Source organism: Parabacteroides sp. AF14-59 (genome assembly GCF_003479515.1).
GTDB lineage: Bacteria > Bacteroidota > Bacteroidia > Bacteroidales > Tannerellaceae > Parabacteroides > Parabacteroides faecis.
The window spans coordinates 218,297-241,410 of the sequence record NZ_QUHH01000007.1 but is presented as its reverse complement, the minus strand read 5'-3'; the positions used below and the strand labels follow the sequence as shown (position 1 = coordinate 241,410).

Genomic DNA, 23,114 nt, shown 5'->3' with positions numbered 1-23,114 from the left:
TATTCCAATAAAATCGCCAAATTTAAAATATGACAGAACTCGTATGAGATACTATCTTATTTTAAATTTGGCGAAGATGTTATTATAGTCTTACGGCTCCATCACCACCTTGATACTATTTCCCTGGCCAAGTAGTTTCTTAGCGAAGGCCTGTATTTTGGCAGGAGTGATACTGTTGACCGTTTCAACATATTTTGTTTCCCCGTCGAATCCTTTGTAATAATAGTTGTCCAGCGTATTCAGCCAGTAACTATTTTCCTGCAGGTTTTCAGCATGACGTTTCAGGATGTTGTCCTGTGTCTTCTTGAAATATTCAGGAGTCGGGCCGATGTCGGAAATACGTTTCAGCTCGTTGCGGACGATCGTGTTCATCTTTTCGCGTTTGTCCGGGTCGGTATCGAAATAAGCTTGCAGGAATGTCTGTCCTTTGGGGAAGGAAGAGATGCGGGCGGAAGTCTGCACACCGTAAGTACCACCTTCGTCTTCACGTACTTTTTCTGTATATACCAAGTCGAGAACCTGTTTCAACATGGTTGCCGTAAGGATATTTTCCAGATTGTAATCCATCTGTCCGGAATAGAGATTCACGACGGATGCTTTCGGGGTTTCCATCGGGCGTTTGAAGCGGTTTACGTAATCGCCTTTGCGGATGGGAGGTACTTCTTTAGGGTTACCCTGTTCGATCTTTCCATTTGCCGGAAGGGTTGCCAAATATTGTTCAGCCAACGGGCGGATGTTGTCTATGTTGATATTCCCTACAAAAGTGAAAACGAAACCGGAAGCATCGCCGAAACGTTCTTTATACATCTCCATGATACGCGGATAACTGATATTCTTGAAATCATCAGCGTCGATACGCATGGCACGCGGATTATTATCGTAAATCGCTTTAGTCAACGAATCACTGAAAGCGACCATTGGGTTTAGTTCCAGATTCTTCAACTGTGCCTTCATGCGGTTTTCAAAAGAAGCATATGCCTCTTCATCCATGCGTGGAGCCGTGAAGTTGAGATAAATCAGTTCGAATAACGTTTTCAGGTCGGCAGGAGTGGACGAACCGTTTACGTTCTCACTGTCCATTCCCAACGAAGTGGAGCAGGATACTTTCTTACCTGCCAGCATCTTGCTCAGGTCGGTCGCAGAGAAGTTACCCAGACCACCCAGGCCGATCACGTCGTTGAACACTTTCAGGTTGTCGATGTCCTTATTCCCGAACAAAGTACTTCCTCCCGGGCTGGTTGCCGTCATTTGGATCTCATCCTTCTTGAAGTCAGTGTGTTTCAATACCACTTTGATACCGTTACCCAATGTCAGGATCGTGGCACCGAACAGCGGGTCTTCCTTTGTCTCCGTGATCTTACCCGGAGCAGGGAGTTCAGCGATCAGCGGTTCGTTGGAGACTGTTTCCTTATAGGCTTCTACAGGAATGCGTTGCGCCTTCATAAAATCGCGGAGCAGTTCTTCATCTGTAGGAAGGGTGATACCTTCTTTTTCCGGACCGGTCAGGCTGATAACGATATTTCTGTCACCGATCATATCCTGTATATATTTGTTGATCTGTTCGACCGGAACAGCCTGTGCAACCTGGTTGATCAATGCATATTCGGCTTCGATGCCGGGAATATATCCTCCTTCGGTAAAGTGGCGGACATATTCATTGGTGAAAGTGCTGTTACGCTGTTTGTCGCGGTCATTGTAGAGCGATTCGTAGTCTTTCAGCACGTTGATACGGGCGCGGTCATACTCTGAAGGAGTGAAGCCGAAACGTTTTACCCGCTCTGTCTCTGTTACCAAAGCATTCATGGCCGAGTCTACCTCGTTATCTTTAACCAGGGCTGCAACTGTCCAGGCTCCTTTTGTCTTGGAAACCATGAAATCACCGTCTGAAGCCTGAGCCGCAACAAACGGCGGATTGGCTTTCTGCACCATTTCGTTGAAGCGTTCGTTCATTATCGTTGCCGCTATGTTCTGGATATAATCTTTCACCAGTCCGGCAATCGTTCCGTACATATCCTGCGGCATTTTTTCATGTTTATATGAAATAGAGAGGATCGTGTTCGATGCCTCTTTGTCTGTCGCGACGGAGATCAGCGGCATATCGTTGTCCGGAACCTCGAACATGGTGCGCGGAGCGGGGTTTACAGGAGCGGGGATATCGGCAAATATTCTTTTTACAGCGGCTTCCACCTTGTCGACATCTATATCTCCAACAATGATGATACCCTGCAGGTCGGGACGGTACCATTTATGGTAATAGGCGCGCAATTCGTCCGGCTTGAAATTGTTGATCACGTCGATCGTACCGATCGGCATGCGGTTGGCATAACGGCTGTTCGGATAAATTTTCGGCAACTGCTGTTCCCAGATACGCATTTGTGCATCCTGGCGGGTACGCCATTCTTCGCGGATCACACCACGTTCCTTTTCGATGGCCGAATCGGCAAGCGTGATGAAGCCGGACCAGTCATGTAGGATCAGCAGGCAGGAATCCACTACACTCTCGCGAGTCACCGGGGCATTCATGATCATATAAACCGTTTCATCGAAGCTGGTATAAGCATTGAAATTTTCACCCATACGCATACCGATGCTTTCAGTAAATTCGTCCATTCCCTTATTCGGGAAGTTTTTGGAACCGTCGAATGCCATATGTTCCAGGAAATGTGCCAGCCCGCGCTGATTTTCTTCTTCGAGAATGGAACCGACGTTTTGGGCGATATAGAAATCGGCCCGTTCTTTTGGTAATTCATTATGACGGATATAATACGTCAAACCGTTCGGAAGTTTACCGTAGCGAACCTGCGGATCGATAGGTAACGGTTGCAGTTCCTGTTGTGCCGCCAGTTGGAAAAGGCAGAAGAAGCTCAGCAGGAAAAAGATAAAAGATCGTTTTTGTTTCATTTGTTCCTATTTTATTTATTATCAGCAGTTAATACATACATGACATGCGTGCCTGAAAAAAGGTTGAGGGCAAATATACGATGCAATAGCAGGAATTGTACTCAGGGTAGGTATAATTATGGAATATTTATACTATACCTTATTTCCATATCTTGCCGGTATCGGCAAGATATGTTATCTTTGAAGTGAAAATCGGTGTAAAACTTGCCGATAGAATTTGAATATGAAATATATTTCAGTCGGAGAATTTGCAGGAAAGTACGGTGTTTCAGAGCGCACGGCACGTAATTATTGCGCTGTCGGAAAAATTGAGGGTGCATTCCTTACTGGCAAGACATGGAACATACCGGAAGATGCGGAATTACCTTTACAGAAAAAGTCGAAAGTGAAGATTATGCCTTTGCTTGCCGTGTTGCGCGAACAAAAGCAGATGAAATTGAAAGGCGGTATCTATCACAAAACGCAGATCGATCTTACATATAACTCGAATCACATCGAAGGCAGTCGTCTGACTCATGACCAAACCCGTTATATTTTTGAGACCAATACCATCAGAGTAACTGATGAAAGCATCAATGTGGACGATATTATCGAGGCCACCAACCATTTTCGGTGTATTGATCTTATCCTTGACAGGGCTGAGGAGATTTTATCTGAGACTTTCATTAAAGAATTGCACAATATTCTGAAATCCGGCACATCGGATAGCCGGAAAGATTGGTTTGCCGTAGGCGATTATAAACGTTTGCCCAATGAGGTTGGCGGTGCTGATACAACACTGCCGGAGAACGTTCATAAGGAGATGAAGGCACTGCTGAAAGCCTATAATTCGAAAAAACAGAAATCTTTTGATGACATTTTGGACTGGCATCATTGTTTTGAGGTGATTCACCCTTTTCAGGATGGTAATGGACGTGTCGGTCGCCTGATCCTGTTTAAAGAATGCCTTGCAAACGGACATGTTCCCTTTATTATCACCGAAGAATTGAAAATGTTCTATTATCGGGGATTACAACAGTGGAATCATATCAAAGACTATTTGCGGGATACTTGTTTGACTGCGCAGGATAATTATAAAGAGGTATTGGATAAGTATCGGATTAAGTATTGAGATTCGAATATTTTATGGAATACCGGATGGCGTAAAGTCCCTTTTCGTTATATTTCTTACAAATGACAATATGATTATTATTTAAGTGTTTTGTAAACGGATTGATACGTTAAAAAATATTACCCGCTGGGGTATTTTTATTTATCCGGTATATTAATCCGATTTACCTGGTAGAGTAGTGACATTTTGATAATGGAGGGAATCTTTTATAAGAATTACGATTAGTTGCAAGTTGTTCGGTTAGCTTGTTCGGTGCTTGTTCGGTCAACATGTTGAGATGGATTGATAATCATAGTTCTATTTTTCAACTCATTATTTTCTCCCATCATCAGATTCCTGAAAAACAAAACTAAGAAACTCATATCCGGTTCAACGCCTTTTCGTATATTTCTGTAATTTGCACGCACCAACGCATTGCGGAAGTACCAAGAGTTGTCGGCAAACAGATCATTATTCACGTCAAAACCAATACTACGCAAATACTTTATAATAAAGACTGCCGTTGTACGAGTGTTTTTAAGTGATGAATATTCAAAAGAAATTAAAGTAAGTTTCAAAAAACATGTTTTGAACTCAGATAATTAGTTTGTGACTGTATTGAAAAAATTGATTATTAATAGCTTTGGATTGAATTGTTTCATTATCTTTGAGGCTATAACAATTATGCCGTGCAGCGATGAGATACCTATCTTATATAGTATTCTGTCTGCTCTCTTTCGTGATGTGTACTGAACAGCCAAAAGAGTTATTACCGGAACTGTCTTATGCAGAGTCGCTTATGCAGCGTTTCCCGGACAGTGCGTTGGCGGTATTGGATTCAATGGAAGTGCCCTCTCCGTCAGATAAATTTCAATATGCTACGTGGTGTTTGTTGATTACCCAGGCACGTGATAAAAACTATGTAAAGCATACTTCTGATTCTTTGATCAATATTGCACTGACTTATTTTGAAAAACAGGATAATCCGGTGAGGAAAGCGACTGCCTTATATTATGAAGGGCGGGTTAACCATGATCTGAATAATGCGGAGGAAGCTACTGACTATTATTTACGAGCGAGGGATGCGGCAAAGAATACGACGGATTATAGGTTGCTTTGTTTGATAAATATTCACTTAGGTACATTATATGCTTATCGTGGTTTGGCGGACTTGGCATTGAAAGCTTATGAGAATGCATATGATTATTCAATTCAATTGAAAGATAGCACATTGATTTCCAACTCATATTCTTGTTTGGGACGTGTTTCTACGCTTAACAATGATTGGACTAAAGGATTAGATTATTATAAAAAAGCAATAGGAATTGCAGAACAGGCAGGAAGTTTGAAAGCTTTAACATTGGCTTATGGGGAAATCGTGACTGTGTACAGATCTTTATCCATGCTTGATTCATGTATGTATTATCTTGATAAATCAAAGAAGATAGAAGAAAAACATAACATTTCTGCTTTGCCACAAACTTATTTAGGAATCGGAGAAACTTATTATTGCATGGGACAATTTGATTCAGCATATTTTTATTTAGAAAAAGCATTGAATACTACTAATCTTTATACAAAACAAGATGCAACACAAACTTTATATTATTTATGTAGAGACTTAGGGAAATATGAAGATGCAATTCAGTATAATGAGCAATATTGGGTTTATAAAGATTCTGTTGATAATATCAATCGCAGTTCAGAGATTGCGGAAATTCAAGCAAAGTATGAACAGGAAAAGTTATTGAATATCAATAATAAGTTAGAAAACAAGTTGTTATGGGGATCGATAATATTATTAATAATAATATCTATATTAATATGTTTTTATCAACATAAGTTGGTCAAGAAGGAACGTACAATTCAAGAAAATAGAAAACAGTTGGAGGTACGTATAAACCATTTACATGAAAATGAAAATATAATTCATGAAAATGAAACTCTTATAAAAGCCTTATCTTTCCAGATTGAGGAACATATAGGCTCACAGGAACATATAAATGATCAGGTGAAGGAAATTGAACAAATCCGCCAAGACAATGTTTCATTGCAGTCTCAAAATGAAATATTACAGAGAGATATAGAGAAATATGTATCCCATTTAAAAGAAAAAGGGGAGGAACTAAAAACGTATGAACGCTTGGTTACTGAAAATACTTATTTGTCCGAGCGGCAAAGATATCTATGTTCCCAATTGATTAAGCATATAAATATACTTAATTGTTTAAAATCCAATCCGGAATATATCGATGAATTCCGATGTTCTGAAATCTTTAATTCAATGAATATCGTTTATCCGAATCTGATTGACCGGTTGAGGAGAGACTTTTCATTAACGAATGATGACCTTTTGATTTGTTGCCTGATAAAATTACAATTGAATAATTCCATTATGGCTGAATTACTAGCTATTTCACCTTCATCCGTAACCAAGCGTAAGCAACGTTTGAAAGAGCGGATCAATCAGCATTTGGAAACCCCGTTAGAGGGAGAAAGGTCCATTGATGCTTACCTTTGGAAGTACTAGGAAACACCTTGTCCACATTTTGTGATTGCTTGATATTGATAAACGCCTTAATATTAGCGTTCTGGCTGTTCATGTCTGTCCACTTGCTGTCCGTTTATTTTTATCTGTTTCTATTATAAACCGCATACCTTTGTAGAGTAGAAATTTATAAAATTATCGTTATGGCAAAGAACCTCAAAAAGCCTGTTGGGGCAATGTGTGTATTTCTTTTTTTCAGTTGTTTACTACTACAGAGTATATCAGCGGAAGGGAGCAAGAGGGTTTCATTTTGGGGAGAATGGAGAGAAGATACTCGTTCCATTTCTCCTTCAATTCCAATCTCCGCTTTTATTAATGATGGTGTCTTATCCATTCATAGTAGTACTCAACGTTCTGATATAACAATATGTATATCGAAAGACGGAAAGGTACTTTATGAAGAAATGATTCCGGCATCGAAAACTGATTGTGTTACAATTGATTTGAGTGAATTTGAATCTGGAACTTATTCTATTGGATTGAAAAATCAATGGGCTGATTGTCTTTGGGGAGAGTTGTTTTTAAATGAATAGTTTGTATTATTATGAACTCAAAATATTAAAGTATGAAGACTATATTTAAATTAATGCCAGTTATGATGGTATTATTGTTTTGCAGTTGTAATCAAAGAGAAGTTGAAGAATTATCTCAAGTATCTCTAAAAGGTTCTATTGCGGAAAATTCTCTTGTAGAAAGCGTAACACTTGATCTTCTTAACAAGTTTAGCAAGTCTCTTCGAAATTCATCTCTAACAAAGTCTGAAAATAGCATTATCGTAGATGAATCAATAAAAACAACTTATCATTTTAAATGGAATCATGAAACAAATACTAAATCAAATGGTCCACAAATTCCTGATTCGGTAAGTGTTGATTTGTATTTAATGAAGTTTCATGAAGCAGACGGAACTTTAGGTTATTCAATTGCAACAGGAGATGAAAGAATAAATAAAGTTTATGTCTATTCACATGGGGATATTAGTGATACCGCCCGGATTTATCCTTTGGCTCATATTATAAAATCAATACCTTTCATTGTTAAAAATGATATTGAAAATTATTATAAAAATCCGTCAGAAACTATACATACTTATGGTGCACGTCCTGATATAACTACTCATGGACCTTTACTTTGCACTCATTGGCATCAGGAATATCCTTATAATAGCCAAATTAAAGCTTTTCCTGTGATGAATGCACATCCGACCTTAAAGGGGCATGCTCCAGTGGGATGCGCGGCAACAGCAACTGCGCAAGTAGTGACTTTTTATTCAAAATTTAAATCAGATATTATGGCAAATGGAAAACCTTACGTTTATAATTTTTCAAAATTTGCATTTGTGGCAGTTCCTGGAGAAGATGCTCAATTTGAGGTTAGCCAATTATGTAAAGAGATAGGTATTGCACTTGGTATAGATTATTATCCAACCGTGGGGATTTTGTATGATCCTCGTAAAATTGGGACATACTTGGCTGATAAACAAGGATATTCAGTAGAAACAAAATATCACAAGAATATTGATATAAATAAATTGGCAGATCTTATCATGAAAAATAATCCACATATCACAGCAGGAGTTATGCATGGTACAACAAGTGGTCATGTATGGGTATGGGATGGCGTACAAATGAATTGGAATACAAATGAAGTTATGATGGTCCATTGTAATTGGGGGATGGGGATTCAAAAAGATTCTGATTTTGGCAGTGATACATGGTTTACACCAGCAACAATGAGTCAAATAGATTCACAACAACCGGCATTGACTGATGATCAAGTCCAGATATATTTATCAAATAATAATTCATATTACCCCGGTGGAGGTGGTATATTGTAAAACTATAAGAATAAGAGAAATTGTCAAAAGCAATATGAATGTAATAAATGTATTTTTTGATAAATAGTCCTATTTATATAAGACTATTTATTTTATCAATCAATTATTTTTTAATTAAAAAATACACGTAGAGAATGAAAGTCTATTTATATACAAAAATATAAGAATTGAATTTCAAATTATTTTTCTTCTGCTTTTTGTATTATTGTTAAAAGAGAATAGTAGTTGATCTTTTTTATTCCAATAGACAGTTTGCGCTCTTTTTCAGGATTGTTGGCTACTTTTATTAATATGGACTTACCGCCATTTTTTTTAATGAGCGTATACCAACTACCATTAATTGTATCACCTTCAATTATAGAATTATTTTTATCAGTGACAGTCATAATCCAATAAGTTGAACTTGCTTGAATCTCTGTCTCTTGTAGATCAGAATTTAATACAATTGGATTTTTTTCAAATGTTACAATAGTGGAAGTTTCTACTTCATTTTCAGATTTATTACAACTACATATAATTGTAGGAAAAATTAATAATAGAAAATACAGTTTATTCATGATGTTATTCTTTTGTTTATCTATAACAATAGATGCATTTGTATGATAAAAAGCTGCATAAAATATATAAATATTATTTGTGCTGGATAAAAATAGCAATACAAAAACTAAATCCAGTATTATTATATAGCTCTAAATGATATAATTTAACATATATAATGCAGTAAATAAATTCCTAAAAGCATCATATATATAAATAAACAATTAAATATATGATTCGTATGAGATTATTTATAATAGTAGTTTTTGGTATTTTTTGTTTAGTTTCATGTAATGATAATGATTTGCCTGAAAATAATAAAAAAAGTGTATATTCGGTTGAAACTTATACGATTTTTGTTGCACCTGAAACAGTAATTGTTAAAGATTCAATTTTAAACTCAAAGAAAGAGTGTATATTGATCAAATATGCAAATGTAGATATGGATAAATGGATTCCATTTGAATCTGTAATAGACAGATTTGAATATGAGCTAGGATACGAATATACTTTATTAATAACAGTTGTTACATATAATGTATATTCATATGATAATAGTCAAAAAATGACAGAAAAATTTGAGAAGGAATATGTTCTAAGAAAAATATTGGAAAAAACGAAAATTTCATAATTAATTTGTTTTTATAATACTTATTTTTATATATATATTTACCACTATAATATTTAAATTGTATAAGATATGAAAAGTGTTTTAGTTTGTATTACTTCATTTTTTTTATGGAGTTGTAGTGATGGTAATCTGCCTTTAGAAAAAAGTCTTTTGGAAGCCGATATAGGTACCTTGGTAAAATCAACATTATCTGTTGAAAGTGATTCTGTTAATATTTATCAAGAAATTGCATTTGAATCGCTAGTAAAAGATACCATAAGGCTTGCTAATGGTCTGCAGTTATCAAAAGTAAATGAACAATATGTATGTGGTGATATACTGTTGAGTGATAAACAAGTTGAATTACTTGCTAAAAAGAATGTATCTCGTGGAATTTCTATTTCTGAATTATCCCAAATATGGCAAGATAAAGTTGTTTATTTTGTATTTGCTTCTAACGTTTCTTTAGAAGATCAAAATATAATATATGATGCTATGTATGAATGGGAAAGTGCATGTAATATTTTATTTAGAGTGGGACAGGGTTCTGGAGATTATATCGAAATTATTATAGGTAATGGTAGCTACTCAAATCTTGGTCGAATAGGTGGAAAACAAACTTTAAGTCTTTCTATTGCAGGATGGAATAAAGGAACTGTTATGCATGAACTTGGACATGCATTAGGAATGTTACATGAGCATCAGCATCCAATGAGAGACAATTATATAATAGTAAATGAAAGGAATATTCAAATTCCTGCTAGAGATCAGTTCGACATTTGGCCTTATGGCTATGCGTCATCAAAATTTGATTTTGACTCTATAATGATGTATGGATCCTATGCATATTCAAGAAATAATCAACCTACAATGACGAAAAAGGATGGTACAACTTGGACTGCTAATAGGTCATATATAACATTTAATGATCAGTTAGTTGTTATGAATTTATATGGTCATTATTTGCCACCAGGTCCAATTGGATAATTTTTGATAAGTTTGCATGATTACAAAGTGATAAATTAAAAATTCGTATTTCTGATTTGTTCTATAAAGATTCATTTTAGATAGCTGGTTAAAACTGGCTATCTAAAATGAAAATACTTAAAAAGACTATCTTGTTTTTATTTTCTGATTATCTCTTTTCTGTCACTAAATGTAGGCAACGTTTAAAAGAGCGGATCAATCAACATCTGACGACTCCGTTAGAGGGTGAAATGTCTATTGAAGCCTACCTTTGGAAGTGCAGAGAAACAGGCTGTCCACATTTTATCTTTGACTCATTCTTTAAAAGTGTTTATTATCAATCCTTAGAGCGTTCTTGACTGTCCACCTGCTATCCATTGGTATTATATATAAACCTCGTACCTTTGCAGAGTAGAAATTATTAAAATTATCGTTATGGTAAAGGCTTAAAAAAAGCTTGCTTGGGTAATGTGTACATTATTTGTTTTCAATAGTCCATTGCTACAGAGTGTATTGGCGGAGGGAAATAGAAGTATTCCTTTTTGTGGAAATTGGAAGGAAGGTGCTCGTTCCATTTCTCCTTCAATTCCGATCTCAGCTTTTGTTAATGAGGGTGTTTTATCCATTCATAGTAATACTAAACGTTCCGATATAACAATATATATATTGAAAGGCGGAAAGGTTTTTTATGAAGAAATGATCCAAGCTTCGGAGACGGACTATATTACAGTTGATTTAAGAAGATTTGATGAGGAAGATTATTTTGTTGAGTTAAGAAATCAATGGGGGGATTGTCTTTGGGGAGAAATTAATCTTAAATAAATTGATTATAGAAAATTGTTTCATGAATGAGACAATGATAATGTTGTTAACTAACTAAATATTTGAAAAATGAAAAGAAAAGTAACTGGTTTTATTGCAATTGCTGCTATTGCATTGTTAGCAGGATTGAACAGTATTCAGCAAAAAGAAGATGTGAAACTGTCTGAGTTAGCATTGGAAAATGTAGAGGCATTAGCTGGATGTGAAGTAGTTGGTTGGACTCCGGGTGGCTATTGGGTTACTAATTTCGGTTGTGATTGGACTTGTACAAGCCCTGGCCCTGTAAGTTGTCCCTACTAATGTTCTCTGATTAAAGGTTAAAAAGGCTAGTTTAAATTGAAGGTATTTCCTGATGTATTAAATTAGCCTTTTATTAAAATAAATTCATTGTTTGGTTTATGCAAAAATATATAATTTTATTAATCACTTTTTGTTTTTTGTTCTCATGCGGTCCTTCTCAGAATAAAAATGCAGAACATATATACATAGTAAATGTAGATGAAGCTCAGAAAAGTGACTTTTATTCGATGTTCGATAGTGTTACTTATATCCCTTTGGAAACAATGGAGGATCTTGAAATCGGCAAAATCAATCGGATCTTATATCTCAATGAGAAATATATAGTTTGGGATGGATTGACTAATATGGTCTTTATCTTTAATGATGATGGAACATATTATTCCAAAATAGACGCAATCGGTAATGGGCCAGGGGAATATGCGCAGATTATAGATATTGCTATAAATAAATATGATGGAACAATCAAAATCTTAGATGCTATGCAGAAGAAAATCGTCACTTTTGATAAGGAAGGGCAGTTTGTAGGAGAAACAAAACTGCCAGTATCTTCTACACCTCAACATTTTTGTCAAGTAAATAGGGAAAAGTATGCATTTGATTTTCAGCGTTGTTCTTATGAAAAAGAGTGGCAATATAATGTATCTGTGAATTCAGAGGACTTTACCGGGGAAATCAATAAGTATTTTCCTTATGATAAACCTCTGAGTATTTGTTTTTCTTCAAGAGTTACTCTTCAGGATGTAAATGGTGAGATCCTTTGTTTGCCATTATATAGTCCTACTGTGTATACAATTGACTCTTTGGAAATGAAACCTCGTTATTCTTTTGACTTTGCCGGAAAATGGGTGAGTCAGGATTTTATAGATACTGAATGGAAGGATGCTCTTGAATTCATGAATAAATTAAACGATGCGAATTTTGTTCACTATTTTCATTTACTGGAATCCGGATCACATATTTATGCTGAATTTATATATGGAGAAAATAAATATCATCTGGTGATAGATAAAGAAACGGATCATCTATATTTGCAGCAGGAATCAGAGGCTTATAAATGTCATTATTCGGAGATACCAATGTGTTGTGTTGGGAATAAGTTTGTTATTCCTTTAACTCCTTTAGAATATAATTCGATGGTTACTGAAAATACTGTTCAACTGCCGGAAGATAATAATCCGGTGCTTATGTTCGCTACATTTAAGAATTTCTAATTATAAACTGGTGTTGATATGAAGCTATTACTTTTATTATTCCTTTTTCTGCAAGGCTTGACAGGGAATGAATCTGATTGTAAAGCCTTTTATGAGAAAACATTGTATCCTATATCTCTAAAAGGTAATCTTATTAAAAAGGAAAAAACGGATGAATACTATCTGTTATATGTGAAGAATGAAGAAGAGGGTGGAAAAGAGGTTATTGTCCGGTTGCTTAAGAATCAAACAGGAAAAAGTATATTCCTCTTTGCTTTAGATAATAGTCTGATCAGTAAACGAAAAGGGGAAACAGCCCTCCATGTCCTGGCTCCGATATCAAACGGTTTCAAAGGGCGGATATTTCCGGATCTCTGCGAGTAAATTTTAAGATCCGAAAAGCTATCATGTTGGACCAGGCTCGCAAAGAGATAAAGAAATAATTATCAGATAGCGAATGAGGTTTATGGTTCCCGGTAAATTTGTGCTTAACTAAGAAGCTGTCTTTTAATAAATCTCATTCACCAGTTTCCATGCCTGAATATGTTTTATCCCCTGATTTAAAGGGAATGAAATATCATCAAGGGAAACTACATATTTTTCATAATTATCAGGAATGGCTTCTAAAGATGCATATTCGCGACGGATTGTCTGTTCGTTGTATCCTGTACCATAAGCAAATCCGGGATAAAGATAATTTTTAAAAGACAGGTCGTTAATATAATATTTACAGTTACCGGAAATTGTATCTTTACCTCTTATATCATATCGCTCTGCCTTATGAATCAAAAAAGTATCTTTGATGTATCCTATATAATTAGAAACAGTATCCTTAATAGCACAATATAATTCCGTTTAGTCTCATTGTTGGGTAAAACAAACAATTCCGGTAAAGCACCACTTTCCATATATCTTATCAGTATAACTATACCTGATAAACCCTAATTCCGGTACATTCCCATTCCAGAAATTATACCGCTGCATTAATGCAAAATATTCTTCCATACTCGAAAATATCTCCCAAAAGATAAAAATATTCTTCTACACTCGAAAATTTTGTATGAATATTGGGCTGTGTTGACTCCAGATATACTCAAAAAGTAACTGAATATTTTTATTTTCAACGTATGCAGCGGTTTTGAATATAATCTCATCTTACATAATGTAAACCTAAATACAAGGCAGATCATGAAAACTCTAAATTTGAAATTCCCTTTATTACTTTTGTTGGTTGCGGTGTGTGCTGTTTTAAGTGCGTGTAGGTTTGATGAGGATGAAAAGATGTACTCTTCAAGGAGCTATGATGAGACTTACGCATTGTTGCGGCCTTATATATTAGTGAATGAATCAGATGAATTTGAACTAAGTGCAGGTAAGGAGGTGACCGATCCGTTGAGAATTTATCCGGGGCATATTTCAAAATTAAAAGGAGAGTTGTATGATATAAATCTACAGATAAAGAAAGCATTGAATGATCCTTTGTGTTCACAGGTTCTGATGGTTACAGAACGTCAGGGCGCCCTTATTAAAAAAACTGCACCTAATCTTAAATATGAGATCAGTTCGAATGAGCCAGATATAATAACTACACGTGCTGACGCATATATGACTATCGATTCCGATCAGGGAGGAAGTGCTGTTTTTACCGGCGGAGCACAGGTAAGAACAGATATCAGTATGTATCCCGGATCTGCTTCTCCCTATGTGCTAAACTTTCATTGTAAAACCGGTGAGCTCAGGGAGGGTGAGAATTATATTTGCTGGACGGGGACGGTTGGCTCCACACTTACAAACTGGTGGTATGCCAATAACCCTGATGGAAATAATACTCGTTGGAGCTACAATGCAGATGATTTGGGTGGAGGTGCTTATGGAAGTGCTGTTTTTCAATGGTAAGGCGGGGAATTCCCAAATGTACGAGTATCGGATTTGACGTTGATTTATCGTCAAGAAAAGATTACTTGTCTTTTATGCCTGAAATTACTATCTTTGTTATCATATCAAAATAAGTAAACTGAAGAATATGGAAGCGAACTACAGGCGTTATCCGATCGGGATCCAGAATTTCGAGCAGTTGAGGAAACGGAATTGTGTGTATGTGGACAAGACCGAACTGGTCTATCGGTTGGCGAATACCGATAGTGTATATTTCCTGAGCCGCCCGCGACGGTTTGGGAAGAGTCTGCTGGTTTCTACGCTGGAGGCTTATTTCCAGGGGAAAAAAGAACTTTTCTCCGGACTGGCTATGGAGCGATTGGAAAAAAGCTGGGAGATATATCCTATCCTGCACATAGATTTCAGTTTAACGAAATATACGAATCTGTTCGATTTGCAGGAACAGTTGAATCTCTTTTTGTTGCGTTGGGAAAAGGAGTATGGGAAGGAAGAAGAGGAAACAACGCCTGCGGCCCGTCTGCAGGGGATTATAAGAAGAGCATACGAGCAGACCGGTAAGCCTATTGCCGTATTGGTAGATGAATACGATGCTCCTTTATTGGATAGTAATTCCGATATACCCTTGCAGCAAGAACTTAGAAATGAGATGCGGAAGTTTTTCAGTCCGCTCAAGGGACTGGGGCAATACCTGCGATTCCTCTTTATCACAGGTATCAGCAAGTTTAGCCAGATGAGTATCTTCAGTGAACTGAATAACTTGAAAAATATCAGTATGCGCGATGAATTCAGTACGATATGCGGTATTACCGAACAGGAGTTGCTGACGGAACTGGAACCTGATATTGAATGGATGGCTGCGGCTAATGGGGAGACTTTTGAAGAGGCTCGCGATCATTTGAAGCGGCAATATGATGGCTATCATTTCAGCAAACGGTGTGAGGATATTTACAATCCGTTCAGCTTGTTCAATGCTTTTGATTCGAAAGAATACAAGAATTATTGGTTCTCTACGGGTACACCTACCTTTCTCATCGATTTATTACAGGAAGTGGACTTCGATGTTCGTGAACTGGATGGGGTGGAAGCTACCGATGAGCAGTTTGACGCACCGACGGAACGTATCACGAGTCCTATACCTGTTCTTTATCAGAGCGGTTATTTAACGATAAAAGGATATGATCCGGACTTTCAAACTTATTGGTTGGCATATCCCAATGGCGAGGTGCGTAAAGGTTTTATCGAATCGTTGCTTCCCGCCTATATCGGGTTGCCGGGGCAGAGCAATACTTTTTATGTCGTTTCGTTTATACGCGATTTGCGCAAAGGTGATATCGAGAGTTGCCTGGAGCGTACCCGCTCTTTCTTTGCTTCTATCCCGAACGATTTGGAGAACAAGACTGAAAAACATTATCAGACTATCTTTTACCTGTTGTTCCGCCTGATGGGGATGTATGTGGAAACGGAAGTAAAGAGTGCTGTCGGTCGTGCGGATGTAGTTATAAAAATGCGGGATGCTATCTATGTATTAGAATTTAAATATGACGGAACAGCAGCAGAGGCTTTGGCTCAAATCGAGAGCAGGCAATATGCGATTCCTTATAACAAAGACGGGCGGCGCATTGTGAAGGTCGGTATTAATTTTGACAGTGCCACACGGACGATCGGGGATTGGATGATCGTCGAAGAATGAAATAAGGACTTTTAATCATAACTTATAAAAATATGAAGATTATAGAACATATAGTAAAAGAATAAAACCTTTTAAGAGTTCCGCATGATCCGAAATGATGAAGACTTATTTGCTTATCTGAAAGCATTGGGTAATGCTTATCTTATCTCGGATGAAAAAACGCGTGAACGTGAGTTTGGTAATCTGATGACTATCCAGGATAACTATCCGAAATATGTAGTTAGCCTGGATGAATTTAACAGAGGGAGTGATGTAGAAGGAATCATTCATCTTCACCTTGCTGATTTTCTGAAGAGAGAGGTGTTATGAACGATGGAATGGCGGTTTTTGCTATCTGACATTTCTGTCATACAATTGTCATCTTCAGTCACTTAAAAATCAGGTTTTTTTTAATATAATTCTAATCTCTTCAATACAATTTATGGAGTATTAAGGCGTTGGTATTAAACGTAAATGCTTACCTTTGCGGCCGACTGTCCGTGTGAGGATAGCATATATTGACAATTTAATTATCACACTTTATACAAACATGAGAAAGTATAAACTAATCAACAACGTGTTGGGGTGGGTTGTTTTTCTGATCGCCTCTACCGTTTATTTGATGACTATCGAACCCACTGCCAGTTTCTGGGATTGTGGTGAGTTCATTTCTTCAGCTTTTAAACTGGAAGTAGGGCACCCGCCCGGAGCACCGTTCTTTATGTTGACGGCTAACCTGTTCACGCAACTTGCGTCGGATACTTCCATGGTGGCAAAAATGGTGAATTCGATGTCGGCACTCTTCAGTGGGCTGACCATTTTATTCCTGTTCTGGAGTATTACGCACCTGGCCCGTAAGATCATGGTGAACGATGAGGACGAAATCTCATTAGGTAAAATGATCACTATTATGGGTAGCGGTCTGGTAGGTGCGTTGGCTTATACCTTTAGCGATACATTCTGGTTCAGTGCGGTAGAAGGTGAGGTATATGCCTATTCTTCTCTGTTCACGGCATTGGTTTTCTGGTTGATCCTTAAATGGGAAGAGGCGGCCGACCGTCCGCATGCCGACCGTTGGATCGTACTGATCGCTTACCTGATGGGGTTGAGTATCGGTGTCCACCTGTTGAACCTGCTTTGTATCCCGGCTATTGTCCTGGTTTATTATTATAAGAAATTCCCGAATCCTACAATGAAAGGGACCATCTATGCGTTGCTGGTTTCTTTTGCTATCGTCGGATTGATGATGTATGGGGTCGTTCAGGGACTGGTCGAGGTATGCGGTTATTTCGAACTGTTGTTCGTAAATGTACTGGGTATGCCTTACAATTCGGGCGTCTTCGCGTATGTGATTGCTTTGTCGGGCGTCTTGATCTGGGCCATCTGGGAAACGATGCGCGATGAGATAAATCCGACGCGTATGAAGATTGCTTTTATCGTAGCGATCGTGCTGGTAGGTGTTCCGTTTATCGGTAGCGGTTATGTGATCGCTGTGATCCTGACAGCTGCATTGACGGCTTACCTGTTCATGAGCAAGAAAGTCAATATCAAATTGCTGAATACTATATTGGTTTGCCTGATGGTGATCGTTGTCGGTTATTCTTCTTATGCACTGACGATGATCCGTGCAACGGCAGATACCCCGATGAACCAGAATGCGCCGAGCGATATCTTCACGCTGCGTTCTTATCTGGCCCGCGAACAATACGGTAAGACACCGTTGATCTACGGACAGACATTTGCCTCGGAGGTAAAACGTGAGAACCAGGGTGGTAACTGTGCTCCTGTCACCAAGGAAGGTGAAGCCGTTTGGAGCCGCGTGATCAAGAAAGATCCGAAAGAGAAAGATAAATATTTCGTTTCCCGTCACGATGTTGAATACGAATATGTGGATGAGTTGAATATGCTTTTCCCGCGTATGTACAGCAATGTCGATTCACATGTGGGGGCCTATAAGGAATGGTCGCAGTTCAGAGGGGAGCCGGTGAAGTTCAACCGTTGCGGTGAGAATGTGACAGTGATGAAACCGACGTTTGCCGAAAACCTGCGTTATTTCTTCGCTTACCAGCTGAACTTCATGTACTGGCGTTACTTTATGTGGAACTTCTCCGGACGTCAGAACGATATTCAGGGAAATGGCGAGGTGATGAACGGTAACTGGATCACCGGTATCAAGGCGATCGACGAGGTGCTTGTCGGCCCGCAGGATAACATGCCGTCCGATATCGCGAATAATAAAGGACATAATGTCTATTATATGCTGCCGCTTCTGCTCGGTATCCTGGGCTTGTTGTATCAGGCTTATTCCGGTCAGCGGGGTATCCAGAGTTTCTGGATCACTTTCTTCCTGTTCTTTATGACAGGTATCGCTATCGTGCTTTATCTGAATCAGACACCGTATCAGCCGCGTGAACGAGACTATGCGTATGCAGGCTCCTTCTATGCGTTCTGTATCTGGATCGGGTTCGGTGTCGCGGCACTGGCCAAGCTGATCGAGAAGTATGGAAAGTTGCCTGCTGTGGCTGCCGGTTCCATTGCAACCGTATTATGCCTGTTCGTTCCTATCCAGATGGCAGGACAGAACTGGGACGATCACGATCGTTCAGGACGCTACGTTTGCCGTGATTTCGGTGCCAACTATCTGGAATCGTGTGAACCGAATGCAGTGATCTTCACCAATGGCGATAACGATACATTCCCGTTGTGGTATGCACAGGAAGTGGAAGGTATCCGTACCGATGTCCGCGTATGTAACACCAGTTACCTGCAGACAGACTGGTATATCGACCAGATGAAGAAACGGGCTTACGAATCGGCTCCGCTGCCTATCTCATGGGATCGTGCGGATTATATACAAGGCACACGTGATGCCGCCTATATCGTTCCGATGATGGATAAACCTATCGACCTGAGTACAGGTTTGAATTTCGTACGCAGCAATGACCCGAAATTCAAGAAGATACCGGGATTCAATCAGGAACTCGATTATATTCCTTCAGAGACACTGATCTATAAAGTCGATTCGGCTACGGCACTGGCGAAAGGTCTTGCCGACTCTACCGATCTGCTGACAGAGATGACTATCAACCTGAAAGGAAAGACAGCGCTGGGTAAACAGGAACTGATCATCCTGGATATGTTGCAAACCAACAACTGGGAACGTCCTATCTACTATGCGATCACAGTGAACCCCGACCAGTTCGTCGGCCTGGACGGTTACTTTGAACAGACAGGTCTGGCTTACCAGATCGTTCCGAAGCAAGCGGACAAAAACACCAACACAGAGAAGATGTACGACAATGTGATGAACAAATTCAAATGGGGTGGTGTAGATAAACCGGGTGTTTATATCGATGAGAACGTGATGCGTATGTGTAAGAGCTACCGTATGGCATTGTTCAATAAACTGGCTGAAGACCTGTTGAAGGAAGGCAAGAATGAGAAAGCGTTGAACGTGTTGAATAAGAGTATGGAAGTATTGCCGCCGGAAAATGTTCCGTTGGATTATACGGCTCTTTCTACCGGTGAGTTGTATTATGCGCTGGATGAGACAGAAAAGGCTGAAGAGATTTTTGCCGTCATTGCAGAAAATGCCATGCGGAATATCGACTGGTTCTTCCGTCTGCGACCGTCTCAGTTGGCTTCTGTGACAAGAGAGTTGGAACATAACCTGGCAGTCATGAACCAAGTTCTGGCAGTCAGCAAACATTATAACCCCGAATTTGCTAAGAAGTATCAGGAAGAGTTTGACAACTACCGGATGGCTTACGGTTCGGTTCGCGGAAATAAGTAATATATGTTTATAGAACAACCGCCCTGGTTCTACAGGGTCCTGTTTCCAGGGGTAATCTGGCGGATACCGGCCAAGGAGAAGTGTGTATATCTCACCTTCGACGACGGCCCTATTCCCGAGGTTACCCCTTGGGTTTTGGATATACTCGACAAATATGGTGTGAAGGCGACCTTCTTCTGTGTAGGAGACAATGTCCGCAAACACCCTGAAGTTTATCAGATGGTGCTCGATCGCGGACACCGGGTAGGCAATCACACCTTCCATCATATTCAGGGACTTCAATATTGGACGAAGAATTACCTGGATGACATCGAGCAGGCTGCCGGATATATCCACAGCGACCTGTACCGGCCGCCGCACGGTCATATGCGTTTCCCGCAGGTGGTAGCCTTGCGGAAGAAATACAAGATTATCATGTGGGACGTGGTGACACGCGATTACAGTCCGCATATGACGCCGAACGGTGTCTTCAACGTGGTAAAAAACTATACCCGCAACGGCTCTGTCATCGTCTTCCACGACTCCCTCAAAGCCGAAACGAACATGCGTGAAGCGATGCCCCGTGCCATCGAATGGCTACAGAAAGAAGGGTATGTGTTCAAGGTATTCGAGTAGATAATGAATCTATCTGTCAGTATAAAGAAGAAAGCGAAAGAATTGGGCTTCGATGCCTGCGGAATAGCTGAGGTCTCTTCCGCAGACACCGAAGCTTTGTTTTTTGACCGCTGGATAGCTGAAGGGTATCATGCAGGGATGAAATATATGGAGAACTACCGCGATATCCGTCTGAATCCCGCCGGATTGGTCGAAGGTGCCCGTTCCGTCATCTCTGTCGCTCTTAATTATTATCCGGCACAGAAACAATCTCCCGATGCTCCCCGTATCTCCTATTACGCCTACGGAAAAGACTACCATATCGTACTGAAAGACAAACTCCGCCAACTCTGGCAATATATCACGGAAGAACTTCTTCCGTCTATAGAACTCGCTCCGGAAGCCCGTGCCTTCACCGACTCCGCCCCCCTTCTCGAACGTTATTGGGCCTGGAAAGCCGGCCTTGGCTGGATCGGCAAGAACACCAATCTTATCATCCCCGGCAAAGGCTCTTTCTTCTTCCTCGGTGAGATCGTCACTACGCTGGAGCTCGATTACGACAGCCCTCAGGAGAACCGTTGCGGCGACTGCCGCCGTTGTCTCGACGCCTGTCCGACGGGTGCCTTGGAGTCTGCCGGCCATCTGAATGCGAACAAATGTATCTCTTACCTCACTATCGAACATAAAGGCGATATCCCTTCGGAGCTTGCCTCCCGCCTGGGCAACCGTCTTTACGGCTGCGATACCTGCCAGGAGGTCTGCCCCTGGAACCGTTTTGCTGTTCCTACCCGTGAAGAGGCTTTTACCCCGTCGCCTGCTTTCCTTTCCTTTAAAAAAGAAGACCTGGCGGACTTTACCCGTGAAGATTATAATCGTATCTTTGCCAGGTCGGCCGTAAAACGGGCGAAATATGAAGGATTGATCCGTACGATCGCTAATAAACGAAGAATTATAAACAACAAGAAAGATAAACCATGAGAAGAACATTTCATCTTCTGCTCCTCTCTTTTCTGTGTACCCTGGTGGCTTTTGCCTCACCGGGCGATTTGAAAGAGAAGCTTGCCTCCCTGAAAGGGATCAGTAACATCGAACAACTCCAATCGGATGTCTATCCGGAGAAGTACCTGGTACGTATCACCCAACCCATCGACCCGAAGCACCCGGAAGCAGGTACCTTTACCCAGCGTGTCGTTATCGGTCATGTCGGTTTCGATCGTCCGACTGTCCTGGTAACGGAAGGTTACGGCGGTGCCTATGCCCTCAATCCCAAATATGAGGAAGAGCTGACGAAGCTGTTGAACGCCAACCTGGTCTTTGTGGAGTACCGTTATTTCCTGGAGTCTACTCCCGAACCTTGCAACTGGGATTACCTGACTGCCGAAAATTCCGCTTACGACCTGCATAACGTCAACCAGACATTCAAACAGCTTTATACCGGCAAATGGATCAGTACCGGTATCAGCAAGGGCGGCCAGACCACCATGCTTTACCGTGCTTTCTTTCCCGATGATGTCGATATCTCCGTTCCGTATGTCGGTCCGCTGTGTAAGGGAGTGGAAGACGGTCGTCACGAACCGTTCCTCCGTAAAGTCGGCACAAAGAAAGAACGTAACAGGATAAAGAATTTTCAAACAGAAGTGTTGAGCCGCAAAGCTGAAATGCTCCCTTTACTCGAAGCGCTCTCCAAAGAAAAAGGCTTGGAATACCGTATCCCGATGGCAGAAGTGTTGGATTATTGCGTACTGGAATATCCTTTCGCCTTGTGGCAGTGGGGGACATCGGTTTCCGTAATTCCTTCTGTGCATGCCGATACGGAAGCGCTGTTCAAACATCTGATGGATATCAGCAGTCCCGACTATTTTGCCGAGAACCAGCCGAATATCTCTTTCTTTGTACAGGCTGCCCGCGAACTGGGCTATTACGGTTATGACACCAAACCCTTTAAAAAGTACCTGACCATAGAGAGCAGCAAAGGATACCTCAACCGCATCATGCTTCCGAAAGAACTGGTAGACAAGGTAGAATTCCGTCCGGCTCTTTATCATAAGATATATAACTTCCTGAAAGACAATGATCCGAAGATGATCTTCATCTATGGCGAGATCGATCCGTGGAGCGCTGCCCATGCCCCGGTTTTCAAAGGGAAGAAGAATGAGCAAGTCTATTTCCAGTCCCGTGGTAGCCACCGTTCACGTATCGGTAATATGCCGGAAGACATCAAGGAAAAGATCTTGACTCAACTGAACCAGTGGCTGGCTGAATAATTTTCAAGCTACGGATAACATAGTAGTGCTGGACACTATAGGTTTATAGTGTCAGGTAGATTAGGATTATAGTGTCGGGTATCCTCTCACTATAGTC

The 23,114-nt window shown here is 39.9% G+C and carries 20 protein-coding genes and 1 pseudogene; 17 read left to right on the top strand and 4 right to left on the bottom strand.

The annotated features are described in order from the left end of the window. Window positions 1-90: 90 nt before the first annotated feature. On the bottom strand, window positions 91-2,901 hold the full coding sequence (locus DWW23_RS10655; protein ID WP_122353258.1) for a pitrilysin family protein: 2,811 nt from the start codon (window positions 2,899-2,901) through the stop codon (window positions 91-93). 223 nt (window positions 2,902-3,124) lie between these two features. Between DWW23_RS10655 and DWW23_RS10650 the strand changes: the two genes are divergently transcribed. Further along, window positions 3,125-4,012, top strand: coding sequence for a Fic family protein (locus tag DWW23_RS10650; protein ID WP_122353257.1), 888 nt, complete (start codon window positions 3,125-3,127; stop codon window positions 4,010-4,012). Window positions 4,013-4,233: 221 nt separating this feature from the next. Here DWW23_RS10650 and DWW23_RS10645 read toward each other — a convergent pair whose 3' ends face one another. After that, the gene (locus DWW23_RS10645; RefSeq protein WP_233564309.1) at window positions 4,234-4,569 is read right to left on the bottom strand and encodes a hypothetical protein; all 336 of its coding nucleotides are present in this window, start codon (window positions 4,567-4,569) and stop codon (window positions 4,234-4,236) included. Between the two features lie 164 nt (window positions 4,570-4,733). Here DWW23_RS10645 and DWW23_RS10640 point away from each other — a divergent pair, with 164 nt between their 5' ends. The 3 genes from DWW23_RS10640 to DWW23_RS10630 all read left to right on the top strand — a co-directional run bounded on the left by DWW23_RS10640 (window position 4,734) and on the right by DWW23_RS10630 (window position 8,376). After that, window positions 4,734-6,521 carry a lipopolysaccharide assembly protein LapB gene (locus tag DWW23_RS10640; RefSeq protein WP_233564308.1) on the top strand — a complete coding sequence of 596 codons (1,788 nt, stop codon included), beginning with the start codon at window positions 4,734-4,736 and terminating at the stop codon, window positions 6,519-6,521. Window positions 6,522-6,682: 161 nt separating this feature from the next. Further along, the gene (locus DWW23_RS10635; RefSeq protein ID WP_122353255.1) at window positions 6,683-7,072 is read left to right on the top strand and encodes a DUF3244 domain-containing protein; all 390 of its coding nucleotides are present in this window, start codon (window positions 6,683-6,685) and stop codon (window positions 7,070-7,072) included. Window positions 7,073-7,104: 32 nt separating this feature from the next. Next, window positions 7,105-8,376 carry a C10 family peptidase gene (locus DWW23_RS10630; RefSeq protein WP_122353254.1) on the top strand — a complete coding sequence of 424 codons (1,272 nt, stop codon included), beginning with the start codon at window positions 7,105-7,107 and terminating at the stop codon, window positions 8,374-8,376. A gap of 179 nt (window positions 8,377-8,555) precedes the next feature. Here the strand turns inward: DWW23_RS10630 and DWW23_RS10625 are convergent, their stop codons facing one another. Next, a complete protein-coding gene (locus DWW23_RS10625; RefSeq protein WP_122353253.1) occupies window positions 8,556-8,933 on the bottom strand; it encodes a hypothetical protein in 378 nt (125 codons plus the stop codon). A 221-nt stretch (window positions 8,934-9,154) separates the two neighbouring features. On the opposite strand from DWW23_RS10625, the gene DWW23_RS10620 reads away from it, so the two are divergent. From DWW23_RS10620 to DWW23_RS10595, 6 genes are all read left to right on the top strand, one after another. Then, window positions 9,155-9,544 (top strand): DUF4377 domain-containing protein, encoded by a 390-nt coding sequence (locus tag DWW23_RS10620; protein WP_187576754.1) that lies wholly within the window; start codon window positions 9,155-9,157, stop codon window positions 9,542-9,544. Window positions 9,545-9,613: 69 nt separating this feature from the next. After that, a complete protein-coding gene (locus tag DWW23_RS10615) occupies window positions 9,614-10,510 on the top strand; it encodes a M12 family metallopeptidase (protein ID WP_122353251.1) in 897 nt (298 codons plus the stop codon). Window positions 10,511-10,957: 447 nt separating this feature from the next. Then, window positions 10,958-11,311, top strand: a complete 354-nt coding sequence (locus DWW23_RS10610; RefSeq protein WP_233564307.1) for a DUF3244 domain-containing protein — start codon at window positions 10,958-10,960, stop codon at window positions 11,309-11,311. Window positions 11,312-11,380: 69 nt separating this feature from the next. Further along, window positions 11,381-11,611 (top strand): NVEALA domain-containing protein, encoded by a 231-nt coding sequence (locus DWW23_RS10605; RefSeq protein WP_122353250.1) that lies wholly within the window; start codon window positions 11,381-11,383, stop codon window positions 11,609-11,611. Between the two features lie 98 nt (window positions 11,612-11,709). Continuing rightward, window positions 11,710-12,822, top strand: a complete 1,113-nt coding sequence (locus DWW23_RS10600; RefSeq protein ID WP_122353249.1) for a 6-bladed beta-propeller — start codon at window positions 11,710-11,712, stop codon at window positions 12,820-12,822. Between the two features lie 18 nt (window positions 12,823-12,840). Continuing rightward, complete coding sequence (locus DWW23_RS10595) at window positions 12,841-13,185, top strand: hypothetical protein (RefSeq protein WP_122353248.1); 345 nt, start codon at window positions 12,841-12,843, stop codon at window positions 13,183-13,185. A gap of 123 nt (window positions 13,186-13,308) precedes the next feature. On the opposite strand, the pseudogene DWW23_RS10590 reads toward DWW23_RS10595, so the two are convergent. Then, a pseudogene (locus tag DWW23_RS10590) lies at window positions 13,309-13,712 on the bottom strand (ATP-binding protein); the annotation flags it as partial. Window positions 13,713-13,989: 277 nt separating this feature from the next. Here DWW23_RS10590 and DWW23_RS10585 point away from each other — a divergent pair. From DWW23_RS10585 to DWW23_RS10555, 7 genes are all read left to right on the top strand, one after another. After that, window positions 13,990-14,697, top strand: coding sequence for a hypothetical protein (locus tag DWW23_RS10585; RefSeq protein WP_122353247.1), 708 nt, complete (start codon window positions 13,990-13,992; stop codon window positions 14,695-14,697). A 127-nt stretch (window positions 14,698-14,824) separates the two neighbouring features. Beyond that, the gene (locus DWW23_RS10580; RefSeq protein ID WP_122353246.1) at window positions 14,825-16,387 is read left to right on the top strand and encodes an ATP-binding protein; all 1,563 of its coding nucleotides are present in this window, start codon (window positions 14,825-14,827) and stop codon (window positions 16,385-16,387) included. Window positions 16,388-16,471: 84 nt separating this feature from the next. Beyond that, complete coding sequence (locus tag DWW23_RS10575; RefSeq protein ID WP_122353245.1) at window positions 16,472-16,696, top strand: hypothetical protein; 225 nt, start codon at window positions 16,472-16,474, stop codon at window positions 16,694-16,696. A gap of 220 nt (window positions 16,697-16,916) precedes the next feature. Continuing rightward, the gene (locus tag DWW23_RS10570) at window positions 16,917-20,159 is read left to right on the top strand and encodes a DUF2723 domain-containing protein (RefSeq protein ID WP_122353244.1); all 3,243 of its coding nucleotides are present in this window, start codon (window positions 16,917-16,919) and stop codon (window positions 20,157-20,159) included. A 3-nt stretch (window positions 20,160-20,162) separates the two neighbouring features. Beyond that, window positions 20,163-20,774 carry a polysaccharide deacetylase family protein gene (locus tag DWW23_RS10565; RefSeq protein WP_122353243.1) on the top strand — a complete coding sequence of 204 codons (612 nt, stop codon included), beginning with the start codon at window positions 20,163-20,165 and terminating at the stop codon, window positions 20,772-20,774. Between the two features lie 3 nt (window positions 20,775-20,777). Continuing rightward, the gene (gene queG / locus DWW23_RS10560) at window positions 20,778-21,731 is read left to right on the top strand and encodes a tRNA epoxyqueuosine(34) reductase QueG (RefSeq protein WP_122353242.1); all 954 of its coding nucleotides are present in this window, start codon (window positions 20,778-20,780) and stop codon (window positions 21,729-21,731) included. Further along, entirely contained in the window at window positions 21,728-23,017 is a 1,290-nt protein-coding gene (locus tag DWW23_RS10555) for a S28 family serine protease (protein ID WP_122353241.1), read from the top strand. Before queG ends, DWW23_RS10555 begins: the two co-directional genes overlap by 4 nt. Window positions 23,018-23,114 lie beyond the last annotated feature (97 nt).

Coding starts and splice junctions, on each gene's coding strand:
- DWW23_RS10625 (WP_122353253.1), bottom strand. CDS start 8,933: ATGAATAAACTGTATTTTCTATTATTAATTTTTCCTACAATTATATGT.
- DWW23_RS10655 (WP_122353258.1), bottom strand. CDS start 2,901: ATGAAACAAAAACGATCTTTTATCTTTTTCCTGCTGAGCTTCTTCTGC.
- DWW23_RS10570 (WP_122353244.1), top strand. CDS start 16,917: ATGAGAAAGTATAAACTAATCAACAACGTGTTGGGGTGGGTTGTTTTT.
- DWW23_RS10555 (WP_122353241.1), top strand. CDS start 21,728: ATGAGAAGAACATTTCATCTTCTGCTCCTCTCTTTTCTGTGTACCCTG.
- DWW23_RS10610 (WP_233564307.1), top strand. CDS start 10,958: ATGTGTACATTATTTGTTTTCAATAGTCCATTGCTACAGAGTGTATTG.
- DWW23_RS10565 (WP_122353243.1), top strand. CDS start 20,163: ATGTTTATAGAACAACCGCCCTGGTTCTACAGGGTCCTGTTTCCAGGG.
- DWW23_RS10635 (WP_122353255.1), top strand. CDS start 6,683: ATGGCAAAGAACCTCAAAAAGCCTGTTGGGGCAATGTGTGTATTTCTT.
- DWW23_RS10605 (WP_122353250.1), top strand. CDS start 11,381: ATGAAAAGAAAAGTAACTGGTTTTATTGCAATTGCTGCTATTGCATTG.
- DWW23_RS10580 (WP_122353246.1), top strand. CDS start 14,825: ATGGAAGCGAACTACAGGCGTTATCCGATCGGGATCCAGAATTTCGAG.
- DWW23_RS10600 (WP_122353249.1), top strand. CDS start 11,710: ATGCAAAAATATATAATTTTATTAATCACTTTTTGTTTTTTGTTCTCA.
- DWW23_RS10650 (WP_122353257.1), top strand. CDS start 3,125: ATGAAATATATTTCAGTCGGAGAATTTGCAGGAAAGTACGGTGTTTCA.
- DWW23_RS10615 (WP_122353251.1), top strand. CDS start 9,614: ATGAAAAGTGTTTTAGTTTGTATTACTTCATTTTTTTTATGGAGTTGT.
- queG (WP_122353242.1), top strand. CDS start 20,778: ATGAATCTATCTGTCAGTATAAAGAAGAAAGCGAAAGAATTGGGCTTC.
- DWW23_RS10575 (WP_122353245.1), top strand. CDS start 16,472: ATGATCCGAAATGATGAAGACTTATTTGCTTATCTGAAAGCATTGGGT.
- DWW23_RS10585 (WP_122353247.1), top strand. CDS start 13,990: ATGAAAACTCTAAATTTGAAATTCCCTTTATTACTTTTGTTGGTTGCG.
- DWW23_RS10640 (WP_233564308.1), top strand. CDS start 4,734: ATGTGTACTGAACAGCCAAAAGAGTTATTACCGGAACTGTCTTATGCA.
- DWW23_RS10620 (WP_187576754.1), top strand. CDS start 9,155: ATGAGATTATTTATAATAGTAGTTTTTGGTATTTTTTGTTTAGTTTCA.
- DWW23_RS10595 (WP_122353248.1), top strand. CDS start 12,841: ATGAAGCTATTACTTTTATTATTCCTTTTTCTGCAAGGCTTGACAGGG.
- DWW23_RS10630 (WP_122353254.1), top strand. CDS start 7,105: ATGAAGACTATATTTAAATTAATGCCAGTTATGATGGTATTATTGTTT.